General features: G+C 71.0%; 5 protein-coding genes. 2 read left to right on the forward strand and 3 right to left on the reverse strand.

Features of this window, described 5'->3' with window-relative positions; genetic code table 11:
- Positions 1 to 102: 102 nt before the first annotated feature.
- The 3 genes from EIZ45_RS03225 to EIZ45_RS03235 form a co-directional block, all read right to left on the reverse strand.
- Positions 103 to 1,116: a ParB N-terminal domain-containing protein gene (locus EIZ45_RS03225; protein WP_134662742.1), complete on the reverse strand. Its 1,014-nt coding sequence runs from the start codon at positions 1,114 to 1,116 to the stop codon at positions 103 to 105.
- An 824-nt stretch (positions 1,117 to 1,940) separates the two neighbouring features.
- Positions 1,941 to 2,540, reverse strand: coding sequence for an adenylyl-sulfate kinase (gene cysC, locus EIZ45_RS03230; protein WP_134662743.1), 600 nt, complete (start codon positions 2,538 to 2,540; stop codon positions 1,941 to 1,943).
- Positions 2,541 to 2,904: 364 nt separating this feature from the next.
- Positions 2,905 to 6,978 (reverse strand): non-ribosomal peptide synthetase, encoded by a 4,074-nt coding sequence (locus EIZ45_RS03235; RefSeq protein ID WP_134736021.1) that lies wholly within the window; start codon positions 6,976 to 6,978, stop codon positions 2,905 to 2,907.
- 315 nt (positions 6,979 to 7,293) lie between these two features.
- Here EIZ45_RS03235 and EIZ45_RS03240 point away from each other — a divergent pair, with 315 nt between their 5' ends.
- Together EIZ45_RS03240 and EIZ45_RS03245 are read left to right on the forward strand one after the other, a co-directional pair.
- A complete protein-coding gene (locus tag EIZ45_RS03240) occupies positions 7,294 to 11,856 on the forward strand; it encodes a non-ribosomal peptide synthetase (RefSeq protein ID WP_167756327.1) in 4,563 nt (1,520 codons plus the stop codon).
- Positions 11,853 to 14,212: condensation domain-containing protein (locus tag EIZ45_RS03245; RefSeq protein ID WP_167756328.1), on the forward strand; the 2,360-nt coding region annotated here is incomplete at its 3' end. The genes EIZ45_RS03240 and EIZ45_RS03245, both read left to right, overlap by 4 nt.

A 14,212-nucleotide genomic window follows, 5' to 3' on the forward strand; every position in this document is an offset into this window, starting at 1 on the left:
GTTTTCCTGACGGTTTCCGATCCGGATCCTCACGCCCGCAATCGACTAAACGCGCAGATAATCCACCTTCTTTGTTTCTAGCACGAATCGACCGTCCCGTCCTCAAAACCGGTCCACGGCGCGATCGCCTTCGAGCCGGCGGGCCACGGCGTCCCAGGTGCGGGCGCAGTGCCGGGCCAGCCGCGCCACCGTCGTCCGCGAATAGGGCGGAAGCCGGACGATCAGCCGCTCCCAGTGTGCCGCGGTCTGCGTGTGCAGGCTCAGCAGCCGGAGGACCGCCCGGCCGTCGGCGGTCGCGCGCAGCGCCGGGTCTCGCGCCAGGTCGCGCAGGTCCGGGAGAACCTGGCCGGGGCCTGCCTGCGCAGGCACGGAAACCGGTGCGGCCTCGTGGCCGGCGGGTCTGCTCGGCTTCGAGGCCCGCCGTTGTTTCGGCGGGATCGGCCCTTCGCCCGCCTTCAGCCGCCGGCGAACATCCCGTGCCGTGCTCAGCGCGATCCCCGCCTCGGCCGCCACCTCGCTCAACGGCGCGTCCGGACGGCGGTCCAGCAGTTCCCCGGCCCGGAGGCGGCCGGCCCGCGCGCTGACCGGCCGCCTCCGGCCGTCCCGGCCGATCCGCTGGACGGGCACGGCCACGGGCAGCCGGCGGCGAATCGTTCCGACCGTTTTGCCGGACAGCCCCGCGATCTTCGCGATCCTCCGGTCGGACCACTGCGGGTGCGACCGGAGGATGCGCCCGGCGGCAGCCGTGCGGTCGGCGTTCGACAACGGCAGGCCGTGCGCCGAGTTCCGGTGGACCGCCACGACGAATGCTTCTTCCTCGGAACCGTCGAAGAACTGGGCCGCGATCCGGTCATCGCCTCGCGCGATCGCGGCCCGGACCCGGTGCACCCCGTCGATGACCCGCATCGTGGCCCGGTGCACGATGATCGGCGGCAGCTCAGTCGCCGATTCCGCCAGGTTCTGGACGTGCGCTGCGTCGACGCCGCCGGTCCGCGGCGAATCGGCGTCGAGGAGGTCGGCCACCGCGATCATGACCACGTCCGGTTGCGCGGACAGCGCCCGCTCGGACGGAAACCCGGACGTCCCGCTCACCGGCACGTAATCCTGTCCTGTCATGCCATCCCCCCCATCGCAGTGCGGCCGTCGTCCCGGGAACCAGTGCCGCCCGCACTCGTGCTCACGGTCCCGACGCGGGGGAGCCATGCACAGCAGGAAGCGGCACCACTCCCGATTCCGCGGATTTCGCAGCACAAAAGAGCCGTTTCCGCTTTCGGGCGCTGTCCTATCCCCGATTCGACAACCATTCCCCCACAAGCCACCCAGTTCGGCCGAACGCCCGCAAGGCGGACGACGCGTCCGTACGACCATTACACTTGCCATGCCCCGGCTACATAACCCCTGACCGGGTAAAGATAGTCCTCCGGAAGGCAGGCTTCGTTAAGGAACAGCACTCCCGACCCGCTCGGTATTCCCCGCTCGCCGGAAATCAGCCATCTTCGGATATCGCAACGCCGTGGCAGCCCCGATGTGGCACCGTCCCGACGGCGCGGGGCCGATGACGACGAGCCCGCAACTGGGCGCATATCTGACCGAATTGCGCGGTCGCCCGGACGGTTGGCCCGTGAAGCGAACCGGGAAACCGTCGGCACAAAAGCACCGCACGATGGATGAAAAGGATGTTTTCCTGGAGGATCATCGCCGGTTTCGACGCCAAAGATCTTTTCCGGCCTGCTGGAAAACTCGTCGAAATCGGACCTATCTGGCCCGGCGATCCGGCAACTGGCCGAACCCCAGCGGTGCGACCGTCTCCGGCTCTCGCCGTCCGTCGCCGACCTTGAGGACACCGCCAACGCCCGACGCCGAGGCAGTGGACTCGGGCCGGGCCCGCCTGCCCGGTCGACCGCTTCGACGAGGCGGCGAACGCGCCAGTTCCGGGCCGGCTAGCCTGGCTTTCCCGACGTCACCGGCAGCCACGCCAGTATCGCGTCGGCGGCTTCTCCTGCTGAAATCTCGCTCGTGTCGACGTGGACGTCGGGATTCCGCGGTCGTTCGTACGGCGAATCGATGCCGGTGAAGTTCTTCAGCTCGCCGCGCCGGGCTTTCCGGTACAAGCCCTTGGGATCGCGTGCCTCCGCGACCGGCAGCGGGGCGTCGACGAACACCTCGCAGAACTCGCCGTCGCCAACCAGTCCACGGGCCAGTTCCCGGTCCGCGGCGAACGGAGAAATGAGCGAAACGACGACGACGAGACCCGCGTCCACCATCAACGCTGCGGCGTGCGCGACGCGCCGGACGTTTTCCCGCCGGTCGGCGGCCCCGAACCCGAGATCGCCGTTCAACCCCGTGCGCACATTGTCCCCGTCCAGCAGGTAGGTGTGCATTCCCCCTCCGTGCAGCCGCTCCTCGAGAAGGTTGGCAATCGTTGACTTGCCCGCACCCGAAAGTCCGGTCAGCCAGATCACCAGCGGCTCGTGCCCGTTCAACCTCGTTCTCGCCGCCTTTCCGACGACGGTGGCCTGCCGATGGATGTTCTCGGTCATTTCCGTTGCCCCCTCGAATAGTTCGCTCGGTGCCGCCGGCTGCAGCCCCGGTTCACCGAATTCCCAGGAACCAGGATATCGGCGTCGCCGGACCGACGATCAAGTACTTTCGCATTGCCGAAACCCCGTTCTTGCCCGCGCAAATAAACAGAGGCCAAGCCCGCAGAGGATCCCCTGTCCAAGGAAAGTGTTCCCGAAAACTGAATCGCAAACCGCGGGAAGCTGACTGCTTTCTCGTTAGCGCCCGATCGTCGGACAATTTGCGAACGGGGCAATCCGCACGATTCTCGGCAGAACTTCTGCCGGAGTCAGTCCATGGCGTGCCAGAAGAAGACAACTCCGCGCAGACGTCGGGCACTGTCGGCTATCGGCGGGCGCGGCGGCGCAGCGCGGGACGCGGCGCGTCGATGGGCCTCAGCCGGGTGGCCAGTCCAGCCGGGGTCGGCCGGTCGAAGAGGTCGCCCAGCGACACTTCCGCGCCGAGCCGGTCCCGGATCCTTGTGATGAGCATCGTGCCGGTGAGGGAATGGCCGCCGAGGGCGAAGAAGTCGTCGTCCGCCGACACCTCGTCCAGCCCCAGCACGTCGACGAAGAGTTCGGACAGCACGGTTTCCTCGTGGCCCCGGGGAGCGCGGCCCGCCGGGCGCGGCTCGGCCGCTGCCGCCAGCGCGCGATGGTCCAGCTTGCCGTTGGCGGTCAACGGCAAGCTGTGAAGCGGGACGATCTCCGCGGGCGCCATGTAGGCCGGCAGCGCGGCGGCGAGCCGGGACCGCAGTTCCCTGACGAGCGCCCGTACGGTGCGCGGTGCGCTCGGCGGCTCGGGCGGGGCGCCGGCAGGCCGGACCCGCGCCGGGTGGACCGCGTGCACCAGCCGCAGCCCGGAGCCGGCGAGCGCGCGCTCCTCGGTGACTTCCACCGCGAAGCCGTGGCGCCGAAGCAACGCCGCGGCCTGCCCGGCCTCCGCCGCTCCCGACACTTCCGCGACCACCTGGTCGATGCGTGCCCAGTCCGCGTTCTCGACCCCGGCGAGGACTTGCAACTCGCTCTTTTCGACGTCGATCTTCAGCAGATCGACCCGTTCGATCCGGTTCGCGCGCAGCATCTGCGAGATCGTCTCGACCGGCGCGGTCACGGTGACCGACTCGAGGCGGTCCGCGCGCACCTCCGCCTCGACATCGTCGACGCCGGTCTGCCGCAGGACGTTCGCGACGTAGGTCCGCATCAGCGCGCGCTCGGCTTCGGCGTCGGCGTGGCGTCCGGAAAGGATCGACGCGTGCGGATAGTACGTGAACTCCGCTTCGTCCTCCGGTTTTTCGCCGAGCGCCACCCGGAACAGGCGCGCATCGAGGCCGTGCAGCCGGACGTTGGCCTCGAGCGCGGCGAACGCCTCGGGCATCGGTTCGAACGCGTACACCGTGAGTCGACGGCACCGCGCGGCCGCGTCGATGGCGAACATCCCGATATTCGCTCCTGCGTCGAGCACCACGGCGTCGTCGGGCAGCCGGACGCCGTGCCGCAGGTACCCGCCGCCGTCCAACGTTTCGCGATACAGGAACTCCGCTTCCGCGGCACTGGGACCGACCAGCGCGACGTCTTCACCGGGTTCCCACAGGCCGAGCCCGGCAGGCAACTGCCCGGCGCGCAGCGCGACTGCTCGCGCCAGCAACGGCGCCCGTACGGGGTCGATCGTGACGTGCGCGACCAGCCGCTCTCGCGGACCTCCCGCACCGGCCATCGTGACGACCGCACGCCCCACCGCGGGGTGAGCGGCCAGCACCGTCTCGATCTCACCGGGTTCGATGCGGAATCCGCGCAGCTTCACCTGCCGGTCGACCCGGCCGAGGAAGTCGAGCTCGCCGTCCGGCAGGAACCGCGCCAGGTCGCCGGTCCGGTACATCCGCGCGCCTGACGGCCCGAACGGGCAGCCGACAAACCGCTCGGCAGTCAGCCCGGGCCGGGCGTGATACCCCTGCGCCAGGCAGTCGCCCGCGAGGTACAGCTCTCCTGGCACGTTCGCCGGCACCGGCTGCAGGTGCCGGTCGAGCACGAACGTGCGGACGTTGTCGATGGCCCGGCCGATGGGGACGGACCGGATGTCCGACCCCGGCTGGTGCTCGTGGAAAGTGACGTCGACAGCCGCTTCGGTCGGCCCGTACAGGTTGTGCAGGGCGGCACCGGGCAGCGACCGCCGGGCGCGCGCGGCGAGCGTCGCGTCCAAGGCTTCGCCACTGCAGATCACCAGTCGGAGGGACGTGCACCCGGCCGGCTCGGGACCCGCCACGAAGGCGTCCAACATGGACGGTACGAAGTGGGCGACGGTGATCCGGCGGCGGGTGATCACTTCGGCCAGCGCGACCGGGTCGCGGTGTCCTTCCGGGGCGGCCAGTACCAGGGTCGCACCGGCGACCAACGGCCAGAAGAACTCCCACACAGACACGTCGAAGGTGGCCGGGGTCTTCTGCAGGACCCGGTCTTCGCCGGTGAGCCGGTACTGCCGCTGTGTCCACAAGAGACGGTTCACCACCGCGCGGTGGGACACGGCGGCGCCCTTGGGGAGGCCGGTCGAACCGGACGTGTAGAGGACGTAGGCGGGTTGTCCGGGCGGAACCGCGATCGCGGGCGGTCCGGTGGGCCCGGTACCGGTCGTCTCGTCGGACACCGTGAGCTCGGCCGGGCAGCCGGCCACGGCACCGGCCGTCTCCTCGGCCACCAGCGCAACGCGCGCGCCGGTCTCCGCCACCATGTGGCGCAGCCGGTCCCCTGGCAGCTCCGGGTCAAGCGGCAGGTACGCGGCGCCGATCCGCATGACCGCTAGCAGCGCGACCACCAGTCGCGCCGAGCGGGGGACGGCGACCGCGACGACCTCGCCCGCTCGCACCCCTTCGGCGAGCAGACGCCGAGCCAGCCGCCCGGACTCCGCGACCAGTTGGGCATAGGAGACTTCCCTGCCGTCCTCGTCGGCGAGCGCGAGTGCGTCCGGAGTGCGCGCGGCCTGTGCGTCGATCAGGCCGGTGACGGTGGTTTCGGGGATCCGGTGCTCCGGGCCGACGCCCGTTGCCAGCAGTGCCGAGCGCTCTTCTCCGGTCAGCACCGCAAGCTCGGCCAGTTGAGCCGACGGCCGCGACGCGACCGTTGCCAGGATTCGCTGCAGTCCGGCGGCGAGCCGCCGGGCTGTGTCCTCGTCGAACAACGCGACGTCGTACCCGATCCGGCATTCGACGCCGGCCGGGGCGCCGCCGGGACCGCGCCGGTCGGCGAACGAGAACAGGAGGTCGAACTTCGCGACGCCGTGGTCGACCGGATCGTCCGCGACGGTCGCGCCGGGGAGCGCCCAGTCGCCGCCCGCCCGGCCTGTTTCCGTGTCGAAGGTCAGCATCGCCTGGAACAGCGGATGGCGGGCCGCCGAGCGCGGCGGGTTGACCCGTTGGACGACCAGCTCGAACGGGACGTCCTGGTGGTCGAACGCGGAGAGGTCGGCGGACGCCACGGAACGCAGAAGGTCCGCGAACGTGCCGGTGCGCGGGAGTTTCGTCCGCAGCGCCAGCGTGTTGACAAAGAAGCCGATGGAGTCCGAGAGCTGGTCGTCGGGCCGGTTCGCGACCGGCACGCCGATGACGACGTCCTCGCCGGCGCCGAACCGGTGGAGGAGCCAGGCGACCGCGCTGTGCAGCACGATGAACAGTCCCGCGCGATTTTCGGAGCCCGCGCGCACTAGTGCGGCGTGCACGTCGGCGGGCAATGAAAACGTCGTGCTTGCACCGCGGAACGACGGAATCCGTGGCCGCGGCCGGTCGAACGGCAACGGCAGTTCCGCGGGCGCGTCCCGGAGGAAGTCCGCCCAGAACGCCAGCTGCGTACCGGCGAGCGACTCCGGATCAGCGGGGTCGCCGAGCAGCTCCCGCTGCCACCGGGCGTAGTCCGGATAATGCACCGGCAGCGGTGTCCAGGTCGGTTCGTCCCCGTCCCGCCTGGCCGCGTACGCGCGCGAAAAATCGCGGGCGAACGGCGTCATCGACCAGCCGTCCGCGGCGATGTGGTGAAACACGACGACGAAGACATGAGCGACGGCAGAAAGCTGAAATAAACGAGCTCGAACCGGCATTTCGGAACCAAGATCAAATGGTCGGGAGATGAACTCCCGCACCGCCTCCTCGAGCGAGTCTCCCGGTTTTATGCCGCACACCTCGAAAGTCGCGAATGTTCGGTTTCGGGCCGCGCCGACAGTGAGCAGGACCGGCTCCGGGCCGTCACCGGTATGGCGGTACAAAGTTCGCAGAATCTGGTGTCGCACAACGACATCGTGCAGGGCTGCCGGGAACGCGCCGACTTCGACGGGGCCGGCGATCCGGATCGCCAGCGGGATGTTGTAGCTGGCGGAACGCCTGTCGATCAGGTAGCGCACCCACAATTGCTGCTGCTCGAAAGACAACAGAGCCACCGAGATTCCCCCTAGCCAGTGCGACCTTGGCTCTCCCCTGAACGCGGCGCCGGCGACCTGACCTTAGACACAGCCGGGAACAGCCGTCAAGGAACGCCGGCGATCGCAATTGCGCGATGTATGCGAAGCGTATATCGGGATTGTCACCCACGGATGCCGTTGCTATGGTGGCGGAGCATTGGATCAGCGACCACGACGATTTTGCGGTCGTATTGCGCGTCGGTGCCCAGGTCTCCGCCTTCTCCGGCGGGCCGGGCTCAGGGGGAGTTCTGCGAACAAAGCGACGCACAGAACCGCTTGGGGGAGGTTCAACAAATGCGCACGCGCGGGCCGGACCACACCGACGCCATGCCGTTGCTGGCCGGCCAGATGGGCGTGTTCCGCGCGCAACAGCTGGAGCCCGGCGACCCGTTCTACAACTGCGCCGAGTACGCCGACATCCGCGGCGAACTCGACCACGACACGTTCGTGCGGGCGCTGCGCACCATGGTCGGCGAAGCCGAGTGCCTGCGCCTGGCGTTCGCGCCCGACAGCGCCCGCCAGGCCATCACCGAACTGGCGGACTGGTTGCCGGAGACCGCCGACCTGTCCGGGGCCCCCGACCCGGAAGCCGCTGCGCGCGAGTGGATGCGGCGCGACCTGCACCGCCCCGTCGACTGGACGCCGGGCCGGCTGTTCACCGAGGCTCTGCTGAAACTGGGGCCGCACCGGCACTTCTGGTACCAGCGCATCAACCACGCGCTCGCCGACGGCCTGAGTTTCGCGCTGCTCGCGCAGCGCACCGCTCGGATTTACCGCGGCCTGCGCGCGGGTGTGGACGCGGGCACTCCCCTGCCCCCGCTCGAAGGCCTTCTCGCGGCCCAGCGCGCCTACGACGGTTCGCCTGCCGCCGAACGGGATCGCCGCTACTGGCTCGACCGCTACGCCGACCTGCCTGCCCCGGTCGACCTGGGGCGGCGGCCGTCCGCGGTGCGAGCGGACTTCCACCGCACCGAACGCAGCGTGTCCGCGGCCGGTTTCGCCGAACTCCGCGCGTTCGCCGCCGAACACGGCTCCCGGTGGCCGGTCGTGCTCACCGCGGCCGTGGCTACGTGGTTCGCCACGCGCGGCGGGACCGGGGAGGCCGTGCTCGGGCTTCCCGTCTCCGGGCGCCCGGCGCGGGCGCTGCGCGAAATCCCCGGGATGATGTCGAACATCCTGCCGTTCCGGGTTGCCGTCGATCCGCGACAGCCGGCCGCCGCCGTGCTGGCGAGCACCTCGGCGGAGCTCAACGGCGCTCTGCGCCACCAGCGTTTCCGCGGCGAGAACCTCCACGCGGAACTCGGCTGGCCCGCCGACCGCCGCCGGTTCTTCGGGCCGCTGCTCAACATCATCCCGTTCCCGTGGAACGTCGACTTCGGCAACGGGCCCGCCGAGATGCGGAACCTGGCCACCGGCGCGGTGGACGACCTGTCGATCACGGTCTTCCACCGCGGCGACGACACCGGGCTGGAGTTCTACTTCGACGCTCACCCCGAGGTGCTCGACCCCGCCGCGCTGGACGAGCACGCCGACCGCATCGTCCGCTTCCTCGGCGAGTTCGCCCGCCCGGGAGCCGGAGGGCCGGTCGCGCGCCTGCCAGTGGTCGGCGATGCGGAAGCCCGCACGTTGCTCGGCCTGGGGACCGGACCGCGACGCCCGGCGGGCAGGTCGCTCCTGCCTGCCATGGCGGCGGCAGCCACGGCGCGTAACCCGGAAGGCGCGGCGGTGCGCTGCGCCTTCCGGGTCCTGTCCCATGCGGTGCTCGACCAGGACGCGAACCGGCTCGCGCGGCTCCTGGCTGCCCACGGCGCAGGACCGGAGTCCTTCGTGGGCATCCGCCTCGACCGCGACGAGTCCCTGGTGACCGCGGCACTGGCCGCGCTGAAGTGCGGTGCGGCCTACCTGTCGCTCGATCCGGCCTACCCCGCGGCACGGACCGCGTTCATCATCGAGGACGCCCGGCCCGCGATCGTCGTCACGACCGCCGAGCTGGCCCCGACGGTCCCGGACGGGACACCCGTCCTGGCGCTCGACGACCCGGACACCCGGGCCCGGCTGGCGGACGCGGCCGGCGACGACCTGACCGACGCCGACCGGGTCACCGCGCTACGGCCCGACCATCCCGCCTACGTCATCTACACGTCAGGCTCGACCGGCCGCCCGAAGTGCGTCGTCGTCCCGCACGGGGCGGCCGCCGATCTCGTCGAGTCGGCGATCGAGGAGTTCGGTGCCGCCGCATGGCAGCGGTCCCTGGCGGCCACGTCGCTCAACTTCGACCTGTCGTTCTTCGAGGTGTTCCCGGCGCTCGTCGCAGGCGGTTCGGTCGAGATCGTGCCGAACATGCTCGCGATGACCGAGCGCGAACACGCCGGCTGGGCCGGTTCGATCCTGGCCGGGGTTCCCTCTTCGCTCGCGGGCGTGCTCGCTGCCCCGTCCGGGCCCCGCCCGGGCATCATCGTGTTCGGTGGCGAGGCCCTGCCTGCGCGGGCGGTGGCGGACGCCCGCGAACGCCTGCCGGGCGTCCGGATCGGGAACATCTACGGCCCGACCGAGGTCACCGTCTACTCCACGCTCTGGCGGGACGACGGCGCGGAAGGCGATCCGCCGATCGGAAGGCCGATCGCGAACCGCCGGGCCTACGTGCTCGACTCCTGCCTGCGGCTCGCCCCGCGCGGTGCGGCAGGCGAGCTGTACCTTGGCGGCGATGGGCTCGCTCGCGGATACCTCGCGCGGCAGGGACTCACCGCGAGCCGTTTCGTGGCGGATCCGTTCGGGCCGGCGGGCGAGCGGATGTACCGCACCGGCGATGTCGTCCGGTGGGACTCCGCAGGACGGCTGGTCTTCCTCGGCCGCGCCGACGACCAGGTCAAGATCCGCGGTTTCCGCATCGAACTCGGCGAGGTCGAGGCGGTACTCGCGGGCTGCCCCGGCGTGGCCAGGGCAGCGGTCGTGGCCCGGCAGGACGGAGAAGGAGACCCTCGGCTGGTCGCGTACGTCGTTTTCGAGGACGGCGCGGCCCGCACCGCCGACGAGTTGCGCGCCCACCTCTCCGCGCAGCTTCCCGACTACCAGGTGCCTGCGGTATACGTGCCGCTCGGCGTAATGCCGCTCAACCGCAACGGCAAGCTCGATCGCGCGGCCCTGCCGGCGCCGGACGCGGCCGGGACCGGCGGCGCCATTCCCCGAACGCCGCGCGAGAAAATCCTGGCCGAGATCGTCGCCGACGTGCTCGGCATCCCGGAGATCGGCGTGGACAAGGACTTCTTCGAGGCAGGCGGAGACAGCGTTCTCGCCATCCAGGTCAGCTCCCGGGCCCGGGCCGCGGGCATCTCCTGCACCCCCACCGATCTGTTCCGGCACCGCACGGTCGCCGCGCTCGCCGACGTCGCCCCGGCATCCGCCGAGCCCGCGCCTGCTCCGTCGAGCGGCGTCGGCCGTGTGCAGCCCTGGCCCATCCTGTGCTGGTTGCGCGAACGGGGCGGCCCGATCGACGGGTTCGCGCAGTCCGTGGTGCTCCGCGCGCCCGCCGGGCTGACCGCCCAGCGGCTCACCGTCGTGCTTGGCGCCCTGGTACGCCACCACGACGCGCTGCGCCTGCGCCTGAACGGCCCGGACGTGGTGGTCGCCGCGGCCGGGGACCTCCCGGCGGGCACGGTCCGCCGGGTCGACGCATCGGGCAGCTTCGACGAGCGGGCATTCGCGTCCCTTGTCGAACGGGAAACCGCAGCAGCACGCGCGGAACTCTCTCCCGCCGAAGGCGTGCTGCTCCGGGCGGTGTGGTTCGACACCGGTTCCGGCCGCGGCGCGGTGCTCCTGATGGTGCACCACCTCGCCGTCGACGGCGTTTCGTGGCGGATCCTGCGGGACGACCTGGAGTCGGCGTGGGAAGCGGCGAGCGCCGACCGCGAGCCGGTGCTCGCCCCTGTCGGCACGTCTTTGCGGGAATGGTCGGACCGGGTCGCGGCCGACGCTTCTTCGAACACCCGGGCACGGGAGCTTCCGCTGTGGCGGGCGATGCTCGGCACAGCGGGCGAACCGCTCGTCCCCGGCCGCGACACCACCGCAACCGCGGGGCGGCTGAGCCGCCTCCTCCCTCGCGAGCGCACCGCCCCTCTCCTCACCACCGCCCCTGCCCGGCTGGCCGCGGACGCCGCCGACCTCTTCGTCACCGCGTTCGCGCTCGCCGTCCTCGACACCTCCGACTACGACACCGTGACCCTTGACCTCGAACATCACGGGAGAGACGAGGACGGTGCCGACCTGAACCGCACCTTGGGCTGGTTCACGACGCTCCACCCCGTCCGGTTGGCGCTTCCCGGAGCCGACCTCGACGGCGCGCTCTCCGGCGGCCCCGCGGCCCTCGACGTCGTGCGCCGGGTCAAGCGGCAACTGCGGGAGATCCCCGATCACGGCCGGGGTTTCGGCAGGTTGAAGTACCTCGGCGGGCCAGCAGGCGTGAGCCTGGCCGAGCACCCTGGTCCGCGATTCGCGTTCAACTACCTCGGCCGATTCCCTAGCCGCGACGGGGATTGGCAGCCGCTGCCGGGATTCGGGGCGCTGCGTGCCCACGCCGACGCGGGCATGCCGCTGGCCCACGCGATCGAGCTCGACTGCTACGTCGCGGACGGACGCGGAGGCAGCGAGTTGCACGCGCACTGGCAATGGGCGGCCGAGGCGGTGCCCGAGGAAACGGTCCGCGCGCTGGCCACCCGGTGGTTCGACGCGCTCGACGGCCTGTGCTCCGCCGCCGAAGCCGCCGACGGAGCCGACGCCCGCACTCCCGCGGACTTCACGCACGCCGGACTCACTCAGAACGAACTCGACCGCGTCCGCGAGCTGTGGGGGGCCGCCGAATGACGACGGCAAGGGTCGCCGACATCCTGCCGCTCACCTCGACTCAGCAGGGCATGCTGTTCCACAGCCTGTACGACACGTCCGGTCCGGACCTGTACGCGTTCCAGATCGTCCTCGGTCTCGACGGCCCGCTGGATGCCGCCCGGCTCCGCGCAGCGGGCCAAGCCCTGCTCGACCGGCACGACGCGCTGCGAGCGGGCTTCGTGCACGAAACCGTCCGGGAGCCCGTGCAGGTCATCGCTGCCGAAGCGACGCTGCCGTGGGCGGAACACGATCTTCGCGAGCTCGACGCGGACTCCCGGGATGCCGCGATCCGGCAGGTCCTCGCCGAGGACCGGGCGCGGCGCTTCGATCTCGCGAGGCCGCCGCTGCTGAGGCTGACCCTCATCCGGTGTTCCGGTGAGCGCGACACGGTCGTGCTCACCAACCACCATTTGCTCTACGACGGGTGGTCGCTGGCAATCCTGCTCCGAGAGCTGTTCCGGTTGTACGCCGGGGAACTGCCGGCGGCCCTGCCGCGGCTCGTTCCCTACCGCGAGTACTTCACGTGGCTCGGAAAGCAGGACGGCGCCGCCGCCCGGGAGGCCTGGACCGAGGCGGTCCGCGATCTCGAACCGACCCTGCTGGCACCCGCGGTCCGCTCGGGCGCCGCTCCCGAAGTCCGCGAACACGAGCTCGTTCTGGACGAACCGGCCACCGAGGCGCTGACCCGGCTGGCCAGGTCGACGGGGGTCACCCTGGGCACCGTGTGCCGAGGCGCGTGGGGAATCCTGCTCGCCCGGCTGACCGGCCGCGCCGACGTCGTGTTCGGCACGACGTCGGCGGACCGGCCGCCCGGCCTCCCCGGCGCGACGGACATGATCGGGTTGTTCATCACCACTCTGCCGACCCGGATCCGCGCCACCGCGGCGGCGACCGCACCGGAACTGTTCACCTGCCTCCAGCGCACCCAGGCCGAACTGCTGCCCCACCAACACCTCGGCCTCCCTGAAATCCATCGTCTCGCCGGACACCGCGACCTGTTCGACACTTTGGTGGTCTTCCAGAACTACCCGCTCGACGAGGCCGGCCTTGCCGACGGGTCCGGGCTGCGTCTCCGTTCGCTCGCGGGCCAGACGAGCACTCACTACCCGCTGAGCCTGACCGTGTTCCCGGGACAACGTCTTCGCCTGCAAGCGAAGTACCGAACCGATCACTTCACCGGAACCGAGGCCGAGACGCTGCTGGCGCGCTGGGCCCGGCTCCTCGCGTCCCTCGGCGCCGACCCGGACGCCCCGCTCGCCCGCCACGACGTCCTGCTGCCGGGCGAGCGAGCGCGGGCGTTGACAACGGGCAACGACACCGGCGAACCGCGGTTGCGGCCCAGCGTCCCGGAAATGTTCGCCACGTCCGCACGCGCACACCCGGAGCACGCCGCGCTCGTCACCGCCGGCCCCGCCGTCGCGTACGGCGAACTGGCCTCCGATGTCGACGCGCTGGCCGCGCACCTGGTCCGCCGCCACGGGATCGGGCCGGAGACTGTCGTGGCGCTGCTGATGCCGCGCTCACGAGCGTTCGTTACCGCGGTGCTGGCGGTGCTGCGCGCCGGGGCGGCGTACCTCCCTCTCGACCCCGCCTACCCGCGGCGACGGCTCGCCCACATGCTCGGCGACGCCGGCGCGCGGGTCCTGCTCAGCACTGCGGAAGTCGAGGTGCCGGAGACTGACGTGCCACTCGTCGTTCTCGGGCGACCGTTGCCGGCGGCCGCTCCCGAAAGCGGCTTCCAACCGCCTCGTCCCGACCACGCGGCGCTGCTGATCTATACCAGCGGCACCACCGGGATGCCGAAGGCCGCGGTGCTCACGCACGGAGCGCTGGCCAACCGCTTCCGCGGAATGCAGGAGGAAGACCCGCTCACGACCGCGGACCGCGTGCTGCACAAGGCCGCGCTGGGATTCGACGCCGCGGCATGGGAGATCCTCTGGCCCCTGACCCACGGAGCGACGGTGGTGCTGGCCGAACCGGGCGACGAGCGCGACCCGGTGCGGCTGACCCGAACCATCGAGCGCGAATCGGTGACACTGAGCCATTTCATCCCGTCGATGCTGAGGGAATTCCTCGAGTCCGTCGAGGGCGGCCGGTGCCCGTCGCTGCGCAGGGTGCTCTGCGGCGGCGAAGTGCTGACGGCGACCCTGCGGGATCACCTCTTCGAGAAGTTCGACGTCGCGCTGCACAACCGGTACGGACCGACCGAAACCGCCATCCACGCGACGCACCACAGGGTGGGCCGGACCGAGGAAGCGGTCCCGATCGGCTCGCCGGTCCTGGCCATGCAGGCTTTCGTGCTGGACGGGTTTCTGCAGCCGGTCCCGCCCGGCAC

It is taken from the genome of Amycolatopsis sp. CFH S0740, assembly GCF_004522315.1.
In the GTDB taxonomy this organism is placed as follows: domain Bacteria; phylum Actinomycetota; class Actinomycetes; order Mycobacteriales; family Pseudonocardiaceae; genus Amycolatopsis; species Amycolatopsis nivea.

Excerpts from the sequence above, each read along its gene's own strand:
- EIZ45_RS03225 (WP_134662742.1), bottom strand. The coding sequence starts at position 1,116 with ATGACAGGACAGGATTACGTGCCGGTGAGCGGGACGTCCGGGTTTCCG.
- cysC (WP_134662743.1), bottom strand. The coding sequence starts at position 2,540 with ATGACCGAGAACATCCATCGGCAGGCCACCGTCGTCGGAAAGGCGGCG.
- EIZ45_RS03240 (WP_167756327.1), top strand. The coding sequence starts at position 7,294 with ATGCGCACGCGCGGGCCGGACCACACCGACGCCATGCCGTTGCTGGCC.